24 protein-coding genes and 1 riboswitch are annotated in these 24,020 nt (G+C 54.6%); of the genes, 9 read left to right on the forward strand and 15 right to left on the reverse strand.

Annotated features, from left to right (window positions below):
- The 5 genes from JTI98_RS01605 to JTI98_RS01625 all read right to left on the reverse strand — a co-directional run bounded on the left by JTI98_RS01605 (position 1) and on the right by JTI98_RS01625 (position 7,614).
- The gene (locus JTI98_RS01605) at positions 1-2,172 is read right to left on the reverse strand and encodes a YgiQ family radical SAM protein (RefSeq protein ID WP_216081853.1); all 2,172 of its coding nucleotides are present in this window, start codon (positions 2,170-2,172) and stop codon (positions 1-3) included.
- A gap of 109 nt (positions 2,173-2,281) precedes the next feature.
- Positions 2,282-3,694, reverse strand: a complete 1,413-nt coding sequence (gene ftsP / locus JTI98_RS01610; protein WP_042998158.1) for a cell division protein FtsP — start codon at positions 3,692-3,694, stop codon at positions 2,282-2,284.
- A gap of 122 nt (positions 3,695-3,816) precedes the next feature.
- On the reverse strand, positions 3,817-4,554 hold the full coding sequence (gene plsC / locus JTI98_RS01615) for a 1-acylglycerol-3-phosphate O-acyltransferase (RefSeq protein WP_042998159.1): 738 nt from the start codon (positions 4,552-4,554) through the stop codon (positions 3,817-3,819).
- A gap of 278 nt (positions 4,555-4,832) precedes the next feature.
- On the reverse strand, positions 4,833-7,091 hold the full coding sequence (gene parC / locus JTI98_RS01620; RefSeq protein ID WP_044265602.1) for a DNA topoisomerase IV subunit A: 2,259 nt from the start codon (positions 7,089-7,091) through the stop codon (positions 4,833-4,835).
- 130 nt (positions 7,092-7,221) lie between these two features.
- Positions 7,222-7,614 (reverse strand): YgiW/YdeI family stress tolerance OB fold protein, encoded by a 393-nt coding sequence (locus tag JTI98_RS01625; protein WP_042324346.1) that lies wholly within the window; start codon positions 7,612-7,614, stop codon positions 7,222-7,224.
- A gap of 151 nt (positions 7,615-7,765) precedes the next feature.
- On the opposite strand from JTI98_RS01625, the gene qseB reads away from it, so the two are divergent.
- The 4 genes from qseB to JTI98_RS01645 all read left to right on the forward strand — a co-directional run bounded on the left by qseB (position 7,766) and on the right by JTI98_RS01645 (position 10,804).
- Positions 7,766-8,431, forward strand: coding sequence for a quorum sensing response regulator transcription factor QseB (qseB, locus tag JTI98_RS01630; protein WP_044265600.1), 666 nt, complete (start codon positions 7,766-7,768; stop codon positions 8,429-8,431).
- Positions 8,422-9,771 (forward strand): quorum sensing histidine kinase QseC, encoded by a 1,350-nt coding sequence (gene qseC, locus JTI98_RS01635; RefSeq protein WP_046401892.1) that lies wholly within the window; start codon positions 8,422-8,424, stop codon positions 9,769-9,771. Before qseB ends, qseC begins: the two co-directional genes overlap by 10 nt.
- 106 nt (positions 9,772-9,877) lie before the next feature.
- Positions 9,878-10,459: an NAD(P)H-dependent oxidoreductase gene (locus tag JTI98_RS01640; RefSeq protein WP_044329019.1), complete on the forward strand. Its 582-nt coding sequence runs from the start codon at positions 9,878-9,880 to the stop codon at positions 10,457-10,459.
- A 30-nt stretch (positions 10,460-10,489) separates the two neighbouring features.
- Positions 10,490-10,804, forward strand: coding sequence for a putative quinol monooxygenase (locus tag JTI98_RS01645; RefSeq protein ID WP_042998164.1), 315 nt, complete (start codon positions 10,490-10,492; stop codon positions 10,802-10,804).
- Between the two features lie 54 nt (positions 10,805-10,858).
- Here JTI98_RS01645 and JTI98_RS01650 read toward each other — a convergent pair whose 3' ends face one another.
- The 6 genes from JTI98_RS01650 to nudF all read right to left on the reverse strand — a co-directional run bounded on the left by JTI98_RS01650 (position 10,859) and on the right by nudF (position 16,624).
- A complete protein-coding gene (locus JTI98_RS01650) occupies positions 10,859-12,043 on the reverse strand; it encodes a PLP-dependent aminotransferase family protein (protein WP_046401893.1) in 1,185 nt (394 codons plus the stop codon).
- 176 nt (positions 12,044-12,219) lie between these two features.
- On the reverse strand, positions 12,220-14,112 hold the full coding sequence (gene parE, locus JTI98_RS01655; protein WP_042998166.1) for a DNA topoisomerase IV subunit B: 1,893 nt from the start codon (positions 14,110-14,112) through the stop codon (positions 12,220-12,222).
- A 27-nt stretch (positions 14,113-14,139) separates the two neighbouring features.
- Positions 14,140-14,721 (reverse strand): esterase YqiA, encoded by a 582-nt coding sequence (yqiA, locus tag JTI98_RS01660; protein WP_044327036.1) that lies wholly within the window; start codon positions 14,719-14,721, stop codon positions 14,140-14,142.
- On the reverse strand, positions 14,721-15,548 hold the full coding sequence (cpdA, locus tag JTI98_RS01665; protein WP_042998168.1) for a 3',5'-cyclic-AMP phosphodiesterase: 828 nt from the start codon (positions 15,546-15,548) through the stop codon (positions 14,721-14,723). The genes yqiA and cpdA overlap by 1 nt, the downstream gene beginning before the upstream one ends.
- Before the next feature lie 24 nt (positions 15,549-15,572).
- Positions 15,573-15,995 (reverse strand): DUF1249 family protein, encoded by a 423-nt coding sequence (locus tag JTI98_RS01670; RefSeq protein ID WP_042998169.1) that lies wholly within the window; start codon positions 15,993-15,995, stop codon positions 15,573-15,575.
- A complete protein-coding gene (nudF, locus tag JTI98_RS01675) occupies positions 15,992-16,624 on the reverse strand; it encodes an ADP-ribose diphosphatase (protein ID WP_216081854.1) in 633 nt (210 codons plus the stop codon). The genes JTI98_RS01670 and nudF overlap by 4 nt, the downstream gene beginning before the upstream one ends.
- A 204-nt stretch (positions 16,625-16,828) precedes the next feature.
- Here nudF and tolC point away from each other — a divergent pair, with 204 nt between their 5' ends.
- From tolC to JTI98_RS01690, 3 genes are all read left to right on the forward strand, one after another.
- Positions 16,829-18,313 carry an outer membrane channel protein TolC gene (gene tolC / locus JTI98_RS01680; RefSeq protein WP_042998171.1) on the forward strand — a complete coding sequence of 495 codons (1,485 nt, stop codon included), beginning with the start codon at positions 16,829-16,831 and terminating at the stop codon, positions 18,311-18,313.
- Between the two features lie 149 nt (positions 18,314-18,462).
- Positions 18,463-19,128 (forward strand): DUF1190 family protein, encoded by a 666-nt coding sequence (locus JTI98_RS01685; RefSeq protein WP_042998172.1) that lies wholly within the window; start codon positions 18,463-18,465, stop codon positions 19,126-19,128.
- 5 nt (positions 19,129-19,133) lie between these two features.
- The gene (locus tag JTI98_RS01690) at positions 19,134-20,294 is read left to right on the forward strand and encodes a glutathionylspermidine synthase family protein (RefSeq protein WP_216081855.1); all 1,161 of its coding nucleotides are present in this window, start codon (positions 19,134-19,136) and stop codon (positions 20,292-20,294) included.
- A gap of 41 nt (positions 20,295-20,335) precedes the next feature.
- On the opposite strand, the gene ygiD is transcribed toward JTI98_RS01690, so the two are convergent.
- Complete coding sequence (ygiD, locus tag JTI98_RS01695; protein WP_216081856.1) at positions 20,336-21,124, reverse strand: 4,5-DOPA dioxygenase extradiol; 789 nt, start codon at positions 21,122-21,124, stop codon at positions 20,336-20,338.
- Positions 21,125-21,256: 132 nt separating this feature from the next.
- Here ygiD and zupT point away from each other — a divergent pair, with 132 nt between their 5' ends.
- The gene (zupT, locus tag JTI98_RS01700; protein ID WP_042998175.1) at positions 21,257-22,030 is read left to right on the forward strand and encodes a zinc transporter ZupT; all 774 of its coding nucleotides are present in this window, start codon (positions 21,257-21,259) and stop codon (positions 22,028-22,030) included.
- Positions 22,031-22,049: 19 nt separating this feature from the next.
- Here zupT and JTI98_RS01705 read toward each other — a convergent pair whose 3' ends face one another.
- Together JTI98_RS01705 and ribB are read right to left on the reverse strand one after the other, a co-directional pair.
- The gene (locus JTI98_RS01705; RefSeq protein ID WP_042998176.1) at positions 22,050-22,226 is read right to left on the reverse strand and encodes a hypothetical protein; all 177 of its coding nucleotides are present in this window, start codon (positions 22,224-22,226) and stop codon (positions 22,050-22,052) included.
- A gap of 212 nt (positions 22,227-22,438) precedes the next feature.
- The gene (gene ribB / locus JTI98_RS01710) at positions 22,439-23,092 is read right to left on the reverse strand and encodes a 3,4-dihydroxy-2-butanone-4-phosphate synthase (RefSeq protein WP_042998177.1); all 654 of its coding nucleotides are present in this window, start codon (positions 23,090-23,092) and stop codon (positions 22,439-22,441) included.
- Positions 23,093-23,197: 105 nt separating this feature from the next.
- Positions 23,198-23,347, reverse strand: a riboswitch (FMN riboswitch).
- A gap of 132 nt (positions 23,348-23,479) precedes the next feature.
- On the opposite strand from ribB, the gene ubiK reads away from it, so the two are divergent.
- Positions 23,480-23,776 (forward strand): ubiquinone biosynthesis accessory factor UbiK, encoded by a 297-nt coding sequence (ubiK, locus tag JTI98_RS01715; RefSeq protein WP_042324283.1) that lies wholly within the window; start codon positions 23,480-23,482, stop codon positions 23,774-23,776.
- A 33-nt stretch (positions 23,777-23,809) separates the two neighbouring features.
- Here ubiK and glgS read toward each other — a convergent pair whose 3' ends face one another.
- Complete coding sequence (gene glgS / locus JTI98_RS01720) at positions 23,810-24,016, reverse strand: cell surface composition regulator GlgS (RefSeq protein ID WP_080343280.1); 207 nt, start codon at positions 24,014-24,016, stop codon at positions 23,810-23,812.
- Positions 24,017-24,020 lie beyond the last annotated feature (4 nt).

Raw genomic sequence — 24,020 nt, forward strand, 5'->3', positions numbered from 1 at the left:
TTATCGCCCGGCCACTTTACCCCGCTTTTTATTGGCGGCTGGCGTCTGACGCTGATGCGCCACCGGCGTGTGTTTGGTCAGCGCCGGACGGGTGTTACGGTTCTGACGGCGCGCTTCGCGCATCTCTTCCAGCGTTGGCGCCGGTACCAGGCACTCACGGCGTCCGCCAATCAGATGCTTTTTACCCATCTCTTCCAGCGCCTGACGGATCATCGGCCAGTTAGCCGGATCGTGGTAACGCAGCAGCGCTTTATGCAGACGACGCTGCTTATCTCCCTTCGGCACCACCACATCTTCACTCTTATAGCCAATCTTACCCAGCGGGTTTTTGCCGGTGTAATACATGGTGGTCGAGTTGGCCAGCGGCGACGGATAGAAGTTCTGCACCTGATCGAGACGGAAGCGATGTTTCTTCAACCACAGCGCCAGATTCACCATATCCTCGTCACGCGTTCCCGGATGCGCGGAGATGAAGTACGGGATCAGATACTGCTCTTTCCCGGCCTGCTTCGAGTAGAGATCGAACAGTTGTTTGAAGCGGTCATAGCTGCCCATACCCGGCTTCATCATCTTCGACAACGGCCCTTCTTCGGTATGTTCCGGCGCAATCTTCAGATAACCGCCGACGTGGTGGCTCGCCAGCTCTTTGATATAGCGCGGATCTTCCACTGCGATGTCGTAACGCACGCCGGAGGCGATCAGGATCTTCTTGATGCCTTTCAGATCGCGCGCACGGCGATAGAGGTTAATCGTCGGCTCGTGGTTGGTATCCATATGCGGACAGATATCCGGATAAACACACGACAGACGACGACAGGTCTGTTCTGCGCGCGGTGACTTACAGCGCAGCATATACATGTTGGCCGTCGGTCCGCCGAGATCGGAGATCACGCCGGTAAAACCCGGCACGGTATCGCGGATCGCTTCAATCTCATTGATGATTGAATCTTCAGAACGGCTCTGAATAATGCGTCCTTCGTGTTCGGTGATCGAACAGAACGAGCAACCACCGAAACAGCCGCGCATGATGTTGATCGAGAAACGGATCATCTCGTAGGCCGGGATGCGGCTGTTACCGTATGCCGGGTGTGGCACGCGCTTATACGGTAGGGCAAAAACGCTGTCCATCTCTTCAGTAGAGAGTGGGATCGCCGGCGGGTTGATCCAGATGTAGCGATCGCCATGCTTTTGCATCAGCGCACGCGCACAGCCTGGGTTGGTTTCATGGTGCAGGATCCGCGAAGCGTGCGCATACAGCACTTTGTCGCCCTTCACTTTTTCAAAGGACGGCAGCAGAACGTAGGTTTTTTCCCACGGTTTCGGACGCGCGGGCTGCACGGTAATGGCTTTCGCTTCCTGCTTTTTCGGGGCAACCGGTTTGTTGTCGGCGCACGGCAAATCTTCACCATACGGATGCGGGATCGGATCGATTTTCCCCGGCGTATCCAGACGCGTGGAATCGACGCCGCTCCAGCCAGGCAGCGCTTCTTTCACCATAATCGCCGTGTTACGCACATCGCGGATCTGATCGATGGTTTCACCCATCGCCAGTCGGTGCGCCACTTCCACCAGCGGACGCTCGCCGTTGCCAAACATCAGCATATCGGCTTTAGAATCCACCAGCACGGAACGGCGCACGGTATCAGACCAGTAATCGTAATGCGCGGTACGGCGCAGGCTCGCCTCAATACCACCGAGGATCACCGGCACATCTTTCCACGCCTCTTTACAGCGCTGGGTATAGACCAGCGTGGCGCGGTCCGGGCGCTTGCCCGCGACGTTATCCGGCGTGTAGGCATCGTCATGGCGCAGGCGGCGATCGGCGGTGTAGCGGTTGATCATAGAGTCCATGTTGCCAGCGGTTACGCCAAAGAACAGGTTCGGTTTGCCCAGACGCATAAAGTCGTCTTTGCTGTTCCAGTCCGGCTGCGCAATGATGCCGACACGGAAGCCCTGTGCTTCCAGCATTCGACCACAAATCGCCATACCAAAACTCGGGTGATCGACATAGGCGTCGCCGGTTACCAGAATAATGTCGCAGCTATCCCAGCCAAGTTGATCCATTTCGTCGCGTGACATCGGCAAAAAAGGAGCGGGACCAAAACAGGCCGCCCAATACTGAGGCCAGGAGAAGAGATCTCTGTCTGGCTGGATCAGGGATATTGCGCTCATAGTGCTTCCAAAAATGGTAAAAAAATAATCAAAGGCCGGCGATTATATGCCGGAACGAATGAGAAATCGAAGGATAATCTCTCTCGCATCGTCGCGAGAGAGAGGAGGATTACGCCGCCGGATTCACCAGAATCTGACCGATGGAACCACGGTCCGCCATTTCCAGCGTCTGGCTGTGGAAGTAAAACGGGAAATGCGCCCAGGACGGCTGTCCATAGTAAACCAGCAGCTCTACCTGCCCATCCACCCAGACGGTATCTTTCCAGCCACGATCTTCCGGGAATGGCATCGCGCCGTTGACGTTACGCACGAGGAACGACACCCCTTCAATGTGGAATGACTGCGGCATATCGGCCCGCACCGTCCAGCGCTCCCAGGAACCCTGCTGCGCAGTGATATCAATGCGGTTGACGTCCCATAACTGGCCGTTGATGCCTGGATCGTCGCCCAGACTGATGTCGCGACTGCGAATTGGCGTACCGCTCATGATCTCGGTCGGCAGCAGACGCATCGGCAGGCTGTCGGTCACCAGTGGCAACAGACCGGTTGGGCGCAGCGTTAACACCAGCGTGGACACCAGAATGCTCGACGGTTCAAAGAACCCCCGGATCCGGTCGACAATGCTCGCTGCCTCACCACAGGTAATCGACACTTCATCGCCATTGGTCATATCAACCAGAATTTCGCGGCGCTCGCCGGGTGCCAGCGACAACTGTTTTACCGACACCGGTGCCGGCAAAAAGCCCTGGTCGCCGGAGATAACATGCAGCGCGCGACCGTCGCTCATCTGCAACTGATAACGACGGGAGTTAGAGGCGTTCAGCAAACGCAGACGCACCCAGCCGCGGGACACTTCCACGTAAGGGCTTTGGACGCCGTTGACCAACAGCGTATCGCCGACAAAACCGCCGCTGCCAGGCTCGCTGTATTCCGGCGTGCCGAAGTTATCCAGCCGCTTGTCCTGAATAATAATCGGGAAGTCATCGACACCGTAATGGTTGGGGATCGGCAGCGATTTACTGACCTCATCTTCAACCAGCCACATCCCAGCCAGGCCATTATAAACCTGCTGTGCGGTACGGTTCGGCGTATTGGCGTGGTACCACAGCGTGGCGGCGTTCTGACGGATGGGCAGTACCGGCGCCCAGTCCGCGTTTGGCGACATCATGCGCGCCGGACCGCCCATCAGCGGACCCGGCACCTGGAGACCGGCGATAGTCATCGAGACGTTTTCTGCCAGACGGTTACTGTAGATCAGCTTAACGTCATCCCCTTTCCAGACGCGGATCGTCGGCCCGAGATAACGCCCGTTAATCCCCCAGACCGGCGCTCGCGTGCCCTGGGTAAAGGACCAGTGCGAACGCTGCAGTGTCATAAACAGCGGCTGGCCCCGGCGGGACTCCAGTAGCGGCGGAACGGGCAGCGGCTGTTGCTGACCGGCAGCATGGGCCCTCAGCGGAACGGCACCTGCGCACAGCGCGATCCCCGATGCCTGAATGAACTGACGCCGACTGAGTGACATATAAGCTCCATGTAAAACTGGCTAAATTACGGGCAGGAACTCGTTTCCTGCAAAAACTCGTCATACTCCAGGCTGCATGCGCGTTGGCTTGCAGCACGAATGAGTAAGCATTTATCGCTGAATCACACTTTTCCGGCGGCTTCGCGCTCGGCGACTTCTTTATCCAGTTCAGCGATCTTTTGTTCCATCAACGAGCGGCAGTGCGCGGCCAGTTCACGAACCTGATCTTTACCATACTGACTGATATCCACCGGCGGCAGCATCTCCACAATCACCAGACCATTCTTCAGGCGATTCAGATTAATTTTATTCGAGGTATTGGAAACGCACACCGGAATAATCGGGACGCCAGCCGCAATCGCGGCATGAAACGCCCCGGTTTTAAACGGCAGCAGGCCACGACCCCGGCTGCGGGTGCCTTCCGGAAACATCCAGATGGAGATACGACGCTTTTTAAAATGATTCACCACTTCAGCAATCGTGCCGTGCGCTTTTGCGCGGTTATTACGGTCGATCAGCAGGTTCCCTGTCAGCCAGTAAAGCTGACCAAAAAACGGGATCCACAGCAGGCTCTTCTTCCCGACGGTCACGGTGGGCGGCTGCACGATATTCGCGGCGGTCACCATATCGTAGTTATTCTGATGGTTAGCGATATAGATAGCGTTGCCGTAGCTTTCCGCATCCGCGGGTTTACGGCACTCTACCTTCAGGCCGAACAACGGTGCCAGGCGACCAAACATATGCCCGAAGGTCGCGACGTGTTTTGGGTTACGCGGGCTGAGCAGGCAGTAAAGAGAACCGAAAACACAAACCAGAATGGAATAGATAACGGTAATAATAAGTCGAAAAATAAATAGCATAACAACCTCTGAAGGCCTAAGAGCCCGGGATTCTACGTCACCTGCTATCAGGTTAGGGTATTGTTAATGTGGCTCTCTGGAAAACTGTATTGTTAATCGCGACTCACGAATAAACAACGGTTTTACGGGAAATTTTACTGTCATCTGGCCTGGCGGTATCGTTACAACCGCAGGCCGGATAAGGTATTAACGCCGCCATCCGGCACGATAGTGCAGCCTGATGGCGGCGCGTTGCCTCTTATCAGGCCTACTTATGCCTTCAGGCGTTTAACAACGTTTTACTCTTCGCTGTCGCCACTGCTGGCACGACGCGGCGAATCAATGTCGATGCGATCGATGCGTTGCAAACCGCGCATCAACGTCCCGCGACGGCCGCGCTCGCCGGTCACTTTCTGCAATTCCTCAGGGCGCAGCTTGATTTTGCGTTTCCCGACGTGAATCGTCAGCGTACTTTGCGGCGGCAGAACATACAGCAGCGCCAGCGCATCGTCACCACGCGCCGCATCCGCAGACGGAATGTTGATGATCTTATTCCCTTTGCCTTTCGACAACTGCGGCAGATCGCTGACCGGGAACATCAGCATACGTCCGGCCGTCGTTATCGCCAGCAGCATATCCGTTTCATCTTCAATCACCACCGGCGGCATCACGCGGGCGTTTTCCGGCAGCGTGATGAGTGTCTTACCGGCACGGTTGCGCGCCACCAGATCGTTGAACGTACAGACAAAACCGTAACCCGCATCGGATGCCATCAGCAGTTTCTGCTCATCGCCTTCCATCAGCATGTGCTCAACGGTCGCGCCTGGCGGCAGCGTCAGTTTGCCGGTCAACGGTTCGCCCTGACCGCGCGCCGACGGCAGCGTGATCGGATCAATGGCGTAACTACGTCCGGTGGTATCGATAAACACCACTGGCTGGTTGCTCTTCCCTTTCACAGCGGATTTAAAGCTGTCGCCCGCTTTGTAGTTCAGTCCCTGTGCGTCGATGTCATGACCTTTGGCGCTACGCACCCAGCCCATCTGCGACAACACGATCGTCACAGGCTCAGACGGCAGCATGTCGTGTTCGCTCATTGCTTTCGCTTCTTCGCGCTCGCGAAGCGGTGAACGACGATCGTCACCATAGGCGTCGGCATCGGCCTGAAGTTCTTTCTTCAGCAGGGTATTCATTTTGCGTTCAGACGCGAGGATCGCCTGTAGCTGATCGCGTTCTTTCGCCAGTTCATCCTGCTCACCGCGAATCTTCATCTCTTCCAGTTTGGCGAGATGACGCAATTTCAGTTCGAGGATCGCTTCGGCCTGCGTTTCGGTAATACCAAAACGCGACATCAGCGCGGGTTTCGGCTCATCTTCCGTACGGATGATCTCAATGACTTCGTCAATATTGAGAAACGCCACCAGCAAACCTTCCAGGATATGCAGGCGTTTGAGGACTTTCTCGAGGCGATAGTTCAGGCGACGACGCACTGTATCGCGACGGAACGCCAGCCATTCGGTGAGGATCTCCAGCAGGTTTTTCACCGCCGGACGCCCGTCAAGACCGATCATATTAAGGTTAATGCGATAGCTCTTTTCCAGATCGGTGGTAGCAAACAAGTGGTTCATCACCTGTTCCATGTCCACGCGATTGGAACGCGGCACCACCACCAGACGGGTCGGGTTTTCGTGGTCTGACTCATCGCGCAAATCGTCTACCATCGGCAGCTTTTTATTGCGCATCTGGGCGGCGATTTGCTCCAGCACGCGCGCGCCGGAAACCTGGTGCGGCAGCGCTGTAATTACCACCGCGCCGTCTTCTTTCTTCCACACCGCGCGCATGCGCACAGAGCCGCGCCCGTTTTCATAAATTTTACGAATCTCGGCGCGCGGGGTAATGATTTCCGCTTCGGTCGGGTAGTCCGGGCCGTGGACAATATCCAGCAGCTCGTCCAGCGTGGTTTTCGGCTGCTCAATCAGGGTGATCGCGGCTTTTGCCACTTCACGCAGGTTGTGCGGCGGAATATCGGTCGCCATGCCGACCGCGATACCGGTTGTACCGTTAAGCAGGATGTTCGGCAGACGCGCAGGCAGCATTTTCGGCTCCTGCATTGTTCCGTCGAAGTTTGGCACCCAGTCAGCGGTTCCCTGGCCGAGTTCACTCAGCAGCAGTTCGGCGTATCTGGACAGGCGGGATTCGGTATAACGCATCGCCGCGAAGGATTTCGGATCGTCCGGCGCCCCCCAGTTCCCCTGGCCATCAACCAGCGGATAACGGTAAGAGAACGGCTGCGCCATCAGCACCATGGCCTCATAGCAGGCGCTGTCTCCGTGCGGGTGGTATTTACCCAACACGTCGCCGACGGTACGGGCGGATTTTTTAAATTTGGCGCTGGCATTCAGCCCCAGCTCTGACATCGCATAGACGATGCGGCGCTGAACGGGTTTCAGACCATCACCAATAAACGGCAACGCCCTGTCCATGATGACGTACATGGAGTAATTCAGATAGGCGTTTTCCGTGAATTCATGCAGCGCAAGGCGCTCTGCCATATCGCTCATTAATCGTGATTCCTCAACTGTAAGCCCGCCAGATACGCGGTATCTTTTCGGGCAATATTGCCGCAGATACTACCTTATCTGACGCGTTGAGTCACAAAGAAAAGGGCCGCGAACGCGGCCCTGACAGGGATTATTTGCTGACTTTACTGATTTGCTTCACGTCAATTTCAACAGAATTCCAGTCTTTATCCACTTCACCCTGAATTTCAACGGTATCCTGCGGGGTAACCGTCACGCCATTCCAGCGTTTGTGGTCGATATCGACATTGATGGTGCCTGTCGCATCTTTAAACAGATAGAGGTCATCGGAAATACGTTCAACGATGTTGCCGCGCAGCGTCACCCAGGTGTCATCACGCAAGGATTTCGCACTTTCTACCGTCGTGCTACTACCGTTAGGCCCCTGGAAGCCGCCGCTCTGCGTTTGCGTCGCGGACGGGCCAGAAAAACCACCCTGCTGCGCGGCCAGAACCGGTGCGGAGCAGAGCGCCATGACGGCAACAATTGCAGCCAGTTTTTTCATGATCATTTCTCCCTTTGATGTCATTTCACATCCATTAAATACGGTAATCCTTAACAAGTTCTTAAGGCAAAAAAAGTCTCTTTTTTGCTGTACATCACGTGCAACATCGCGGTTTACTTGCCTTTATCACAGCGGGTGCAGGGATGAAAATATGCGAATTTTACTGGTTGAAGATGATGCGTTGATTGGTGACGGCATTAAAACCGGGCTGAGTAAAATGGGCTTTAGCGTCGACTGGTTTACCGAAGGTCGTCAGGGAAAAGAAGCGCTCTACAGCGCGCCTTACGACGCGGTGATCCTCGATCTCACGCTGCCGGGAATGGACGGGCGCGATATTCTGCGCGACTGGCGCGAACAGGGAAAGCGCGAGCCGGTGCTGATCCTCACCGCACGCGATGCGCTGGCCGAACGCGTCGAAGGGCTTCGACTCGGGGCCGATGATTATCTGTGTAAACCCTTTGCACTGATAGAAGTCGCCGCCAGACTGGAGGCGCTGATGCGTCGCGCCAGCGGTCAGGCCAGCAGTGAATTACGCCATGGGCGAGTGAGCTTACGTCCCGGCGATCGGGTCGCGACGCTGGCGGGTGAGCCATTGATACTCAAGCCAAAAGAGTTCGCGCTTCTGGAATTGCTGATGCGTAATAAAGGTCGCGTGCTGCCGCGCAAGCTCATTGAAGAGAAGCTGTATAACTGGGACGAAGAGGTCACCAGCAATGCCGTTGAAGTGCACGTCCACCATCTGCGACGCAAGCTGGGCAGCGATTTCATTCGCACCGTTCACGGCATCGGCTATACGCTTGGCGAGGTATCATCGTGACCCAACGACTCAGCCTGCGCGTCAGGCTTACCCTCATTTTTCTGATTCTGTCAGCCATTACCTGGGCGGCATCGAGTTTTGTCGCCTGGAAAAAAACAACGGATAACGTTGATGAACTGTTTGATACCCAGTTGATGCTCTTCGCCAAACGCCTGGTTACGCTCGATATCAATGAACTGCACGCCACCGAACGGATGGCGCATACGCCAAAGAAATTCAAGCACGGTCATGTTGATGATGATGCGCTGACCTTTGCCGTCTACACCACGGACGGTAAGATGGTGCTGCACGACGGCGATAATGGTCAGAACATCCCCTATAGCTACCGCCGGGAAGGCTTTGATGACGGCAAGTTAAATGGCGATGACGATAAATGGCGTTTTATCTGGCTGACTTCCTCCGATGGTAAGTACCGCATCGTGGTCGGTCAGGAGTGGGAATACCGTGAAGATATGGCGCTGGCGATTGTGACGGCGCAACTGGTTCCCTGGCTTATCGCCCTGCCGCTGATGCTGCTGCTGTTGATTATGCTGCTGCATCGGGAGCTCATGCCGCTTAAAAAGCTGGCGCAGGCGTTGCGTCTGCGCGATCCGGAATCCAGCGAGCCGCTCAGCTCACACGGCGTCCCGAGTGAAGTGCGCCCGCTGGTCGAATCGCTCAACCAGCTTTTTACCCGTACCCATAAGATGATGGTGCGCGAACGGCGCTTTACCTCAGACGCCGCCCACGAACTGCGTAGTCCGTTAACGGCGCTAAAAGTCCAGACGGAGGTGGCGCAGCTTTCTGATGATGATCCGCAGGCACGCGAGAAAGCGCTGATGCAACTCCATACGGGCATCGATCGTGCCACGCGTCTGGTCGACCAGTTGCTGACGCTTTCCCGTCTCGACTCGCTGGATAACCTGCAGGACGTCGCCACGCTCTCTCTTGAGGAAGTGCTTCAGTCTGCGGTAATGGACATCTGGCAACCCGCGCAGCAGGCGCAGATTGATGTGCGTTTGCAGATCAACGCTCATAATGTGACGCACACCGGGCAACCGCTACTGCTCAGTTTGCTGGTGCGCAATCTGCTGGATAACGCCATCCGCTACAGCCCCAAAGGTAGCGAGGTGGATGTCACGCTTGACGCCCGGCAGTTTACGGTCAGAGACAACGGCCCCGGCGTCACGGCAGAAGTCCTGCCTCACATTGGCGAACGCTTTTATCGTCCGCCCGGACAGCAGGTTACCGGCAGCGGGCTGGGCCTGTCGATTGTCCGTCGCATTGCCGCCCTGCACACAATGACAGTGTCGTTTGACAATGCGCCAGACGGGGGTTTTATCGCGATAGTGAAGTGGTAATCGTCGATTATTGCGCCAGATGCAAAAGACTTTGCACATTTTGCTAATTTCACCCTACCGGCTGTTGACGTAAAATTAGCCTCAAACGCATTTCAGAGGATTAATAATGAGCAACATCCTGATTATCAACGGCGCGAAAAAATTCGCACACTCCAACGGCCAATTGAACGACACCCTGACGGAAGTCGCCGACGGCACGCTGCGCGACCTCGGGCATAGCGTCAAAATCGTCCGCGCTGACAGCGATTACGACGTGAAAGAAGAAGTGCAGAACTTCGTCTGGGCGGACGTGGTTATCTGGCAAATGCCAGGCTGGTGGATGGGTGCGCCGTGGACCGTGAAAAAATACATTGATGACGTGTTCACCGAAGGCCACGGCACACTGTATGCCAGCGATGGTCGTACCCGCTCAGATGCTTCGAAGAAATACGGCTCCGGCGGTCTGATTCAGGGGAAAAAATACATGCTTTCTCTGACCTGGAACGCACCGATGGAAGCCTTCACCGATAAAGATCAGTTTTTCCATGGCGTGGGCGTTGATGGTGTTTATCTGCCGTTCCATAAGGCGAATCAATTCCTTGGAATGGAAGCGCTGCCGACCTTTATTACCAATGACGTCATTAAAATGCCGGATGTACCACGTTCTGTTGCAGAATATCGCGAGCATCTGCAGGCGATTTTTGGTTAACTGGTAACCTGGAATTAGAAGGAGTTAACCATGCTTACAGTTATTGCTGAAATCCGCACCCGTCCGGGACAACATCACCGTCAGGCCGTCCTCGATCAGTTTGCGAAAATTGTTCCAACCGTACTGAAAGAAGAAGGCTGCCACGGCTACGCGCCGATGGTAGATCATGCGGCAAACGTGAGTTTTCAGACCATGGCGCCTGATTCAATCGTGATGATTGAGCAGTGGGAAAGCATCGCGCATCTTGAAGCGCACCTGCAAACCCCGCATATGAAAGCCTACAGCGAAGCCGTTAAGGGCGATGTGCTGGAGATGAATATTCGTATTCTGGAATCCGGTATTTAAACATACCGCGTTGCGCCGGGTCAGCCATCAGCGTCAGACCCGGCAACAGCGACCTCAGGGCAACGCTTTTTTCAATCTCCGTACCGCTTCTTCAAGCTCATCCGCCGTTGGTGTCGCAAAAGACATCCGTAGCGTCCGTTTGTCCGGCTTATCACAGAAGAAGAACTCTCCCGGCACGAATACCACTTTTTCCTGCAGTGTGCGGGAAAGCCATGCCGTGGTATCAAAATCATCACGGAACGTCCCCCACAGGAACATCCCACCCTGCGGCATATGGAATGAGATATGCTCGCCCAGTTCGCTGCGAATCGCGTCCGCCAGCAAATAGCACTTCTCACGGTACGCCTGACGAATGAGCTGAATTTGATCGTCCAGACGACCTAACGTCAAATAGCTGGCGGCCATTGCCTGCGAATGCGCGCTGGTATGCAGATCGGTCGCCTGTTTAACGATGGTCGCTTTTTGTCTGATCCATTCCGGCAGTACCACCCAACCCACACGCAGGCCTGGAGCCAGAATCTTGGAAAAAGTCGAGGTATAGATCACCTGCTCAGGGCATCCGCTCTCTCGGGCATGCTGGAACAGCGTTTTATAGGTCTCGTTGGTGAAATTGATTTCACCGTAGGGATCGTCTTCGATGATGGCAAAGTCATGCTGTTTCGCCAGTTGAACCAACTTCTGACGACGGGAATCACTAAGAACCACGCCACCGGGGTTACCGAACGTCGGCACGATGTACACAAACTTGATCGTGTTGTTCTGCAGCAAAACTTCCAGATCGTCTACGATCATGCCGTCTTTATCGGTACCAACAGACAGAATATCCGCCTGAGACAGTTGCAGCACCTGCAAGGCGGCAAGATAGGTCGGACGTTCGACGACCACTTTGTCGCCCGGATTGATCAGCGTTCTCACCAGAATATCCAGCGACTGCTGAGACCCATTGGTCACCAGAATGGCGTCGGACGCGGCCTGAATGCCTCGTTTCTGACACAACTGAGCGATCGCTTCCCGCAGAGGCGGAAAACCTTCACTCAGACCGTACTGGAACGCATCCAGAAACTGGTTTTCCATCATGTTACGCGTGGCCATTTCCAGCCCTGTATTATCAAACAGTTCCGGGCTGGGAATGCCGCCGCCCAGCGATATCACGCCAGGCATTTTGCTATGTTTGAGTAATTCCCTGATAGCGGAGGGTTTAAGGGCGTCGACGCTCTTAGACAGATGTGTGTTGTTCATCCTGTTTCCTTATTATGTATTTTTGGCGTCCATCCCCGGTCAGTGCCATAACGTCAATCCGCGTTCTCGCCTCGATTGAGCCTAATAGACCTCTCTGGCAAGATCAATCAGATATCCTGAAAGCAAAAGGGTAAGCCATGATGGCTTACCCTTTTTATTAACAATGAAACGTATAATTACCCGTCGATATCTGCGAGGTCGCCTTTTTCCTGCAACCAGTTACGGCGATCTTCAGAGCGTTTCTTCGCCAGCAGCATATCCATCATGGCGTTAGTGCGCTGATCGTCCTCATCATCAATGACGAGCTGGACCAGACGACGCGTGTTGGGATCCAGCGTGGTTTCACGCAACTGCATCGGGTTCATTTCACCCAGTCCTTTAAAGCGCTGTACGTTTGGCTTGCCTTTCTTGCGCTTCAACTGTTCCAGTACGCCCGCTTTCTCTTCTTCCGTCAGCGCGTAATAAACCTCTTTGCCGAGGTCAATTCGGTACAACGGCGGTAGCGCGACGTAGACGTGTCCGTGTTTCACCAGCGTGCGGAAATGCTTCACAAACAGCGCGCACAGTAGCGTGGCGATGTGCAGACCATCGGAGTCCGCATCCGCCAGGATACAGATCTTACCGTAACGTAACTGGCTCAGATCGTCGCTGTCCGGATCGATGCCGATCGCGACAGAAATATCGTGCACTTCCTGTGAGGCCAGTACTTCATCAGAAGAGACTTCCCAGGTGTTCAGGATCTTACCCTTCAGCGGCATGATCGCCTGATATTCACGATCGCGCGCCTGCTTGGCGGAGCCGCCCGCCGAGTCCCCTTCCACCAGGAACAGTTCGGTACGATTCAGATCCTGCGCGGTACAGTCCGCCAGTTTTCCCGGCAGCGCCGGACCGCTGGTCAGCTTTTTACGCACCACTTTTTTCGCCGCGCGCAGTCGGCGCTGAGCGCTGGAGATCACCATCTCCGCTAACTGCTCGGCTGACTGGACGTTCTGGTTCAGCCACAGGCTGAAGGCATCTTTCACCACACCAGAGACGAACGCTGCACACTGACGCGACGACAAACGTTCTTTGGTCTGTCCGGCAAACTGTGGATCCTGCATTTTCACCGACAGCACGTAGGCGCAGCGATCCCAGATATCTTCCGCTGAGAGCTTCACGCCGCGCGGCAGAATGTTGCGGTATTCGCAGAACTCACGCATCGCGTCGAGCAGCCCCTGACGCAGACCATTGACGTGCGTCCCGCCCTGCATGGTCGGGATCAGGTTCACGTAGCTTTCGGTCAGCAGTTCGCCGCCTTCCGGCAACCACAGCAGCGCCCAGTCGACCGTTTCCGTGTCACCGGAAAAATTGCCGATGAACGGTTTTTCCGGCAGCGTCGGCAGGCCGTTTACCGCTTCGCGCAGATAATCGTTCAGGCCATCCTGATAGCACCAGCGCTGTTCGCTGTTATTAACTTCATCTTTAAAGGTGATTTCAACGCCAGGGCACAGCACGGCTTTGGCTTTCAGCACGTGCGTTAAGCGCGAGACAGAAAAACGCGGGCTGTCGAAAAAGGTTTCGTCAGGCCAGAAATGGACGCTGGTGCCGGTATTGCGCTTGCCGCAGGTGCCAACAACCTGCAAATCCTGAACCTTGTCGCCGTTCTCAAACGCAATGTTATACACCTGACCATCACGACGCACGTTCACTTCCACGCGCTTCGACAGGGCGTTGACCACGGAGATCCCTACGCCGTGCAAGCCGCCGGAGAACTGATAGTTCTTGTTCGAGAACTTGCCGCCCGCGTGCAGCCGACAGAGGATCAGTTCAACCGCCGGAACACCCTCTTCCGGGTGAATGTCCACGGGCATGCCGCGACCGTCGTCGATAACTTCCAGAGATTGATCGGCATGTAAAATCACATCCACGCGTTTCGCGTGGCCCGCCAGTGCTTCATCGACACTGTTATCAATTACTTCCTGCCCAAGATGGTTAGGGCGGGTCGTATCGGTATACATCCCTGGGCGACGGCGTACCGGCTCAAGCCCAGTGAGTACCTCAATGGCATCAGCGTTATAAGTTTGCGTCATGGTTTTAATAGCAATTCGAAATGATTGTCAGCAACTGTGCAGTCCAAGGAAATCGACAATCGGGTTGAAATAATCTTCGAAGCCCGTGAATGCATGGTTTCCACCTTCAATAACAGTCTGGCGGCATGAGGCGTAATACGCCACTGCCTGGCGGTAGTCCAGCACTTCATCTCCCGTCTGTTGCAGCAGCCAGATTAAATCCGACGCTTCCAGCGGGTCGATCTGCATGACTTTAAGATCGTAAATATGGCGTGACTCTAGCACATATTGCTGCCCCGTGTAGGGGTTCTCGTTCTGACCGAGGTAGTCAGTCAACAGTTCAAATGGCCGGACAGCCGGGTTGACGACAACCGCGGGCAGCATAAAGCACTGTGACAGCCAGGTGGCGTAATAACCGCCTAATGATGATCCCACCACGCCCAGCGCCTCGCCGCCATGCTCCAGTACGATAGACTCCAGCATCTCTGCGGCATCGGCCGGATACGGCGGCAGCTGCGGCACAACCATCTCGACATGAGGATAGTGTTCGCGCAGCCAGTCTTTCAGCAGACAGGCCTTCGCCGAACGGGGCGAGCTATTGAAGCCGTGCAGGTAAAGAAGCGTAGACATCAGTAGCCTTCAGAAGCGGTATCAGGTCGGAACTCAGTCCCTTGCAAACGACAGACGTCTGTTTTCAACGTACCGTCGGCAAACAGCTCCAGCGTACGCCAGCCAGGGCCGATGCTATCAAGGGTAAAGTTCGCACAATGGGGTTTGAACTGAACGCAGGTGGAGGGCGTCGCCAGCAGACGGCGGCCATTCCAGTCGAGATCCAGTTCCTGATGAATATGCCCGCAAAGCAGATATTTCACGCGCGGATAATTCACCAGCACGTTGTCCAGTTCCGCCGCGTTACGCAGGCTGTGTTGATCCAGCCAACTGCATCCCGCAGGCATGGGGTGATGATGCAGAAGCAGCAGAGTGTGACGCTCAGGGGCCGCAGCAAGTTTACGCTCCAGCCACTCGAGCTGAAATTCGCTCAGTTCACCGTGAGGTACGCCGAAGACCTGACTGTCCAGCAGCAGAATTTGCCACTGCTCGCCAACCATGACGCATTTTGCAGGGGAGATCCCCGCCTCTTGTAATGCGCTATACATCGCAGGCTGGAAGTCATGATTACCGGGCAACCAAACGCAAGGCGCACGAAAGCTTGCGATGCCTTCAGCAAAATGCTGATAAGCCGCAGCGGTTTGATCCTGAGCTAAATCACCTGTCGCCACGATCAGATCGTATTCCTGCCCCTCGGCATGAATGGCATCCAACACGGCCTGGTAGCTTTCCCAGGTGTTTACGCCCAATAGCGTTTCGTGCTTTTCGGCAAACAGGTGAGTATCAGTAATTTGTAAGATCCTGACCCTGGCCTCACCAGCCAGAGAAAGGTTTAACAGGCTTTCCAAATGGTGTCCTTAGGTTTCACGACGCTAGTAAACCGGAATCGCCATCGCTCCATGTGCTAAGCAGTATCGCAGCCAATCGGCCAGAAACTGATTAATTTGATGCTTTTCGTCGCGTTGATGCAACTTTTTATTTGGGTAATCATACCGTGCTTTGAAGCGAAAGATCTGCTGACTTGAACACACTTCGGCGACCATTGCGTCATGGTAGAGCCGTACAGTCAGTGACGGCAGGCTCCAGTAGGTGATGGTCGGCGCCGTCTGCTCGATGGTCACCAGCGTGGTGTATCGGGTCGATTCAACGATCGTAATCCGATATTGTGCGTTGCCCACCTGGTAACTCACCGTTTCGCCAGGCGCATCATTACGCGGCAGCAGACGTCGCAGTTGCGAAAAGTTCGTTTCGCAAAGACGCATCATTTCAGGGAAGTCAGGTGTATAGCGCTTCATTTTTTCCACTCGTTTATTAGCTCTTTATAGTGCAGTTGCAGCCATTGCAGGGCGATGACCGAAGCCGCGTTATCAATTATCCCCTCTTCTACCCAACGGTAAGCCTGCTCCCGGCTTACCACATGAACCCGAATATCTTCGTTTTCATCAGCCAGACCGTGAATCCCGTTTGCGGTCGTGGCGTCCACTTCACCCACCATAATTGACGAGCGCTCACTGGTGCCGCCAGGGCTTGCCAGAAAACTGAGCACCGGTTTCGTCCGTTTTACCTCAATGCCGGCCTCTTCCATCGCTTCACGGCGGGCCACATCCTCAACGCTTTCACCCTCTTCGATCATCCCGGCCACCATTTCCAGTAGCCACGGCGTTTCACTGGTGTCATAGGCCGCGATGCGCACCTGCTCGACTAACACCACTTCATCCCGCTCAGGGTCAAAGGGTAGCAAGACTGCCGCATGGCCGCGCTCTAAAATTTCTCTACGCACTTCCTGGCTCATTTCACCGTTGAACAAACGGTGGCGAAAGCGATAAAGATCCAGCGAAAAAAAACCGCGATATAGCGTTTCTCGTGCAATAATTTCTACATCGTTTTTGGCGAAAGTTACTGGCGAGTTGCCTGATTTGCGCATTGTGCCGTCCTGTACCAATAGTGATTTAAATGTGAATTTCAAGGGCGTTTGACTGCCGTTTCATCGACCTTGTGGTAAATTGGTGCAAATTAACGCCTGATGGCACAGAACGCCAACTTTTTGCGGTGGCGGATTCTGCTAGAATCAGCAATTATTTTTAAAATTTGATCAGCGCTAAATACTGCTTCACAACAAGGAATGCAAATGAAGAAATTGCTCCCCATCCTTATCGGCCTGAGCCTGTCGGGGTTCAGCACACTGAGCCAGGCAGAGAACCTGATGCAAGTTTATCAGCAAGCACGCCTGAGCAACCCGGAATTGCGTAAATCCGCCGCCGATCGCGATGCTGCATTCGAAAAAATCAACGAAGCACGTAGTCCTTTACTGCCTCAACTGGGCTTAGGTGCCGATTACACCTACAGCAACGGCTACCGTGATGCTAACGGCGTGAACTCAAATGCCACCAGCGCGTCCCTGCAATTAACGCAGACCCTTTTCGATATGTCGAAATGGCGTGCGCTGACCCTGCAGGAAAAATCGGCGGGTATTCAGGACGTGACTTTCCAGACGGACCAGCAGACGCTGATCCTCAACACCGCGAGCGCCTATTTTAAAGTGCTGAACGCCATTGACGTTCTCTCTTACACCCAGGCGCAGAAAGAGGCGATTTATCGTCAGTTGGATCAAACCACCCAGCGTTTCAACGTGGGTCTGGTGGCCATCACTGACGTGCAAAACGCCCGTTCGCAATACGATACCGTGCTGGCCAACGAAGTGACCGCCCGTAACGATCTCGACAATGCGGTTGAAGAACTGCGTCAGGTTACCGGCAACTACTACCCGGAGCTGGCATCGCTGAACGTTGACAGCTTCAAAACCGACAAGCCGCAGGCGGTGAACGCCCTGCTGAAAGAAGCCGAAAACCGCAACCTGACGTTGTTGCAGGCGCGTCTGAGCCAGGATCTGGCACGTGAGCAGATTCGCCAGGCGCAGGATGGTCACCTGCCAACGCTGGACTTAACTGCCTCTACCGGCGTATCTGATACCTCCTACAGTGGTTCGAAAACCCGCGGCAGCGCGGTAGGCTCCCAGTATGACGACAGCAACATGGGCCAGAACAAAGTCGGCCTGAGCTTCTCGCTGCCGATTTATCAGGGCGGGATGGTGAACTCGCAGGTGAAACAGGCGCAATACAACTTTGTTGGCGCCAGTGAGCAACTGGAAAGTGCCCACCGTAGCGTAGTGCAGACCGTACGTTCTTCCTTCAACAATATCAATGCGTCAATCAGCAGCATTAACGCGTACAAACAAGCGGTGGTTTCCGCCCAGAGCTCATTAGATGCGATGGAAGCGGGCTACTCCGTGGGTACACGTACTATCGTTGATGTATTGGATGCGACCACCACGCTGTACAACGCCAAGCAGCAACTGGCGAATGCGCGTTATAACTACCTGATCAACCAGCTGAATATCAAGTCAGCGCTGGGTACGTTGAACGAGCAGGATCTGGTGGCGCTGAACAACACGTTGGGCAAACCGATCTCCACCTCGCCGGAACACGTCGCGCCGGAAACCCCGCAGATGGACGCGAACGCTGACGGCTATGCCGCCAACGCGACAGCGCCCGCCACGCAACCGGCGTCGGTACGTTCTTCCAGCAGCAACGGTAAAAATCCGTTCCGTAATTAAACGCGATGACGGGGCTGCGGCCCCGTCTGAACGTAAGGCAACGTAAAGATCCCGCCATTGTTCCGCATTCCTGCCTCTTCTCGCTTCATTTTCAACCACTCATCCTCTATCCTGAGCAGTAATAACCACTGGGTCCAGGAAAGACGAAAATGAAACGGACAAAATCCATCCATCACGCCTCGTTCCGCAAAAGCTGGAGCGCACGCCATCTGACGCCTGTGGCGTTAGCCGTTACCGCTGTGTTTATGCTGGCGGGCTGTGAGAAAAGCGATGAAACCGTATCGCTGTATCAGAATGCGGATGACTGCTCGGCAGCCAATCCAGGTAAAAGTGCGGAATGTACCACCACATACAACAATGCGCTGAAAGAAGCGGAACGTACCGCGCCAAAATATGCCACTCGCGAAGATTGTATCGCTGAGTTCGGTGAAGGCCAGTGTCAGCAAGCCCCTGCTCAGGCAGGCATGGCGCCAGAAGCACAGGCACAGCAGTCCAGCGGCAGTTTCTGGATGCCTCTGATGGCGGGCTATATGATGGGCCGCATGATGGGCGGCGGCGCGGGCTTTGCGCAGCAACCGCTGTTCAGCTCGAAAAACCCGGCCAGCCCGGCTTACGGTAAATACACCGATGCGGGTGGTAAAAACTACGGCGCCGCACAGCCTGGTCGTACGATGACGGTTCCTAAAACCGCCATGGCGCCGAAACCGGCAACCACCTCTACCGTAACGCGCGGCGGCTTCGGTGAATCTGTAGCCAAACAGAGCGCCATGCAGCGTAGCGCAAGCGGCACGTCTACGCGTTCAATGGGTGGCTGATACGCATGGAAAGAGTCAGTATTACCGAACGCCCGGACTGGCGCGATAAAGCCACGGAATACGGTTTTAATTTTCACACCATGTACGGCGAACCGTACTGGTGTGAAGACGCCTATTACAAACTCACGCTGGCCCAGGTGGAAAAGCTGGAAGATGTGACCGCTGAGCTGCACCAGATGTGTCTCAAAGTGGTCGAGAAAGTGATCGCCAGCGACGAACTGATGACCAAATTCCGTATTCCTAAGCACACCTGGGGCTTTGTTCGTCAGTCCTGGCAGACAAACCAGCCGTCGCTCTACTCGCGTCTTGATCTGGCGTGGGATGGCACCGGCGAACCGAAGCTGCTGGAGAACAACGCCGATACTCCGACCTCGCTGTACGAAGCGGCGTTTTTCCAGTGGATCTGGCTTGAAGATCAGATCAATGCGGGCAATCTGCCGGAAGGCAGCGACCAGTTTAACAGCCTGCAGGAAAAGCTCATCGAGCGCTTCGCCGAGCTGCGCGAGCAGTACGGCTTCCAGCTTCTGCATCTGACCTGCTGTCGTGATACGGTTGAAGATCGCGGCACCATTCAGTATCTGCAGGATTGTGCAGCGGAAGCGGAGATCGCCACTGAATTCCTCTATATCGAAGATATTGGGCTGGGTGAAAAAGGTCAGTTCACGGATTTACAGGACCAGGTGATTGCCAACCTGTTCAAACTCTATCCGTGGGAGTTTATGCTGCGCGAGATGTTTTCCACTAAGCTGGAAGACGCTGGCGTGCGCTGGCTGGAGCCGGCCTGGAAAAGCATTATCTCCAACAAGGCGCTGTTGCCGCTGCTGTGGGAAATGTTCCCGAACCATCCGAACCTGCTTCCCGCTTATTTCGCCGAAGACGATTATCCGCAGATGGAAAAATTCGTCGTGAAACCGATCTTCTCGCGTGAAGGCGCAAACGTCTCCATTATCGAGAACGGTAAAACGATCGAAGCAGTGGAAGGACCGTACGGTGAAGAAGGCATGATCGTACAGCAGTTTCATCAACTGCCGAAATTTGGCGACAGTTATATGTTGATCGGTAGCTGGTTGATCAACGATCAGGCTGCCGGGATCGGTATTCGCGAAGACAGAGCGCTGATCACTCAGGATCTGTCCCGCTTCTACCCGCATATTTTTGTCGAGTAATTGAGAATGCCGGGTGGCGGCTTCGCCTTACCCGGCATTAATCATCCCACCTGTACCGACAGCATACTCAGGCTGCCCATCTCGATACCATCAACCGGGATCGTCACCGGTTCTTTACCATCCCATGCGCCCAGCACGTACAGCAGCGGCAGATAGTGATCCGGTGTCGGGTTCGATAGTGAGCCGCCTTCGTGATCGAGATAATTGACCAACGGATGCTGCTCAACCGGTCCCTGCCAGCTCAGGTTCGCTTTGACAAAATCATTGAACGATGTCGCCCACGGATACGGGTTATTATCGCCGTGCCAGCGCGCCGTGCGCAGGTTATGCACTACGTTGCCGCTGGCCACCAGCATGATGCCTTCATCACGCAGCGCCGCCAGTTTACGCCCGATTTCAAAATGCCAGGCCGCCGGTTTGGTGCTATCAATACTCAACTGCACCATCGGGATATCGGCATTCGGGTACATCTTTATCAGCACACCCCAGGAACCGTGGTCAAAGCCCCAGGCTTCTTTGTCGAGCGCAACCGGCACCGGTGCAAGCAAATCAACCAGGTGCTGCGCCAGTTCAGGTGAGCCGGGCGCCGGGTAATGCGTGTCGTACAACGCCTGCGGGAAACCGCCGAAATCATGAATGGTCTTAGGCGCTTCCATCGCGGTGACGCCGGTACCTCGGGTGTACCAGTGGGCTGACACCACCACAATCGCTTTCGGACGCGGCAGTGTCTCCCCAAGCTGCTGCCAGGCGCGGGTATACAGGTTATCTTCCAGAACGTTCATCGGACTGCCGTGTCCCAAAAACAATGCTGGCATACGAATTGAAGACATGATGATATCCTTACTCAGGGAGTCATTTTGATGGTCTTACAATACCCTCTTTCGATGAATGAAGAACTCTGATAACCATGATGATGATCATCAGTTATTTTGAAGGTCAGCGAGATGTATAAGGAGTCATTGATGTCAGTACCTTTAATTCTGACCTTACTGGCGGGGGCCGCCACGTTCATTGGCGCGTTTCTTGGCGTACTGGGGCAAAAGCCCTCTAATCGCCTGCTGGCGTTTTCGCTCGGATTTGCCGCCGGGATCATGCTGCTGATCTCTTTGATGGAGATGCTGCCCGCCGCGCTGGGTACAAAGGGAATGCCGCCAGTTCTGGGCTACGGCATGTTTATCATCGGCCTGCTGGGTTATTTTGGTTTGGATCGTCTGCTTCCACATGCCCACCCGCAGGATCTGATGCAAAAAAGAACGCAGCCGATTCCTGGCTCGATTAAACGTACCGCCATCCTGCTGACGCTGGGGATCAGTCTGCACAACTTCCCTGAAGGGATTGCCACCTACGTCACCGCCAGCAGTAACCTGGAGTTAGGATTCGGCGTCGCGCTGGCGGTTGCCCTGCATAATATTCCGGAAGGTCTGGCGGTCGCCGGGCCGGTCTATGCGGCCACTGGTTCTAAACGTACCGCGATTTTCTGGGCGGGCATTTCCGGAATGGCGGAAATATTGGGCGGCGTGCTGGCGTGGTTAATTCTTGGCAGCCTGGTGTCACCTGTCGTCATGGCGGCGATTATGGCCGCAGTCGCCGGCATTATGGTTGCGCTGTCGGTGGATGAACTGATGCCGCTGGCAAAAGAGATCGATCCCAACAACAATCCCAGCTATGGCGTTCTGTGCGGAATGTCGGTGATGGGGCTGAGTCTGGTCATACTTCAGACGATGGGGATCGGGTAACAGAGAGGGCAGGAAGCGGTTATTCCTGCTCTTTAGTCATGACGCGTTCTTCATCATCACGACGAAGTAATTTATTGCGGATTTCCATTAGCGCATCACGATCCTGCCGAAACGCCTTACAGTAGCGTTTCATGTGGCAAACATATCCCACGACCACCAGAACAATTAATACAATCCAGTACCAGGCAATAAACATCCTTTTACCCTTAAAATTTAACATTAACAGATATTTAGCGTTAAAATTTAACATACCTATAAGTAGGTAGGATTATATACTGGCATAGTATGAAATCGAAAAGATGATTTCGATCATAGAGAAAAAGATTGGATGTTTATTAACCGACAGGATGTTTGAAAAAGCGAAATTTGCCGGATAAGGTGCTTGCACCACTATCCGGCAAGGCAGAGTTAGCTGGCTTTACGTTCGTGCGCCTGACGGTAAGCCACCAGGTCTTCGATCGTCACAACAGCCATATTGTGTTTGCCTGCAAAGTCGATGCACTCCGGCGCACGCGCCATGCTGCCATCATCATTGGTCAGTTCACACAGAACACCCGCCGGTTTGAAGCCCGCCAGCGTCACCAGATCGATGGTCGCTTCGGTGTGGCCACCGCGGGTTAATACGCCGCCCGGTTGAGCGCGCAATGGGAAAACGTGTCCCGGACGGTTCAGATCGGAAGGTTTTGCGCCATCGGCGATCGCCGCACGAACGGTGGTCACGCGATCGGCTGCGGAAACGCCGGTTGTAACACCTACCGCCGCTTCAATAGTCACGGTAAAACCGGTGCCATAAGCGCTGGTGTTATTTTCCACCATCATCGGCAGATCGAGTTGTTTACGACGATCTTCGGTGATGCACAGGCAGACAATACCGCTACCGTGACGGATGGTCAGTGCCATCTGCTCAACGGTCATGGTTTCTGCCGGGAAAATCATATCGCCTTCGTTTTCACGATCTTCGTCATCCAGCACCATCACACCGCGGCCTTCGCGCAACGCAGACAGAGCGTGTTCGACACGTTCAAAAGGCGTACCAAAAGAGGAAAGTAGCGTCTGATTCATGGTAAAAAAACCTCACTAAAATTATGGTTACCAGAATCAGGGCAGTCTTAGGAGTACCGACAAGCGGCAAAAAAATAACGTGAGCGGGTCCATGCCCGACTGGATCGTTACTCTCTCCCATCCGGACTCTAACCGTCGGCCCCGGAATTACACCGGATCTGCTGACCTTTAGGTTTGCACCCAAAGCGCTCGCGGGCTTTCAACCTGAGTTGATTTACCGCCGGTGGGGAATTTCGCCCCGCCCTGAGAATAAGCGGATTAACTATAACCCTATTGATTACCTTCATCAACGCCTTTACCCGCATTAACATCACACAATTCTGGTTTATGCCTTACGCAGATCGCACTACAATGAGCGTTAACACTTACCAGTTCAGGGAAACCACTATGATTGACCCGAAAAAAATTGAGCAGATCGCTCGCCAGGTTCACGAGTCGATGCCGAAAGGGATCCGGGAGTTCGGGGAAGATGTCGAGAAGAAAATCCGTCAAACGCTGCAATCTCAGCTGACACGTCTCGATCTGGTGAGCCGCGAAGAGTTTGATGTTCAGACCCAGGTACTGCTACGCACCCGTGAAAAGCTGGCGCTGCTGGAGCAACGTTTGAGCGAACTGGAAGCGCGTCAGGCCACTGAAGAAGTCAAACCTGCGCCCGCCATCCCACCAGTAGAACCGCAAGCGTAAAAACAGCAACGGGCCGCAAGGCCCGTTGACATATCAATGTTCCACTTCTAACTTTCTGGCGTTCATTGCCTGCTGGCAGTAGTGCGCGTAGCGTTTGCAAAACCAGCTGCGGTGCTCTTCATCCATATTGCCGGTAACCGCCTGGATATCAACAGGGCGACCTTCAGCCTGCATTCTGGCAAAGCTCCGCGCCAGGAAATCGAAATTGTTCATCGAATAAACACTGTTGTTCATTAGCATATCC

Origin of the sequence: Citrobacter sp. MGH 55, assembly GCF_016906145.1 — a bacterium.
Lineage (GTDB): Bacteria > Pseudomonadota > Gammaproteobacteria > Enterobacterales > Enterobacteriaceae > Citrobacter_A > Citrobacter_A amalonaticus.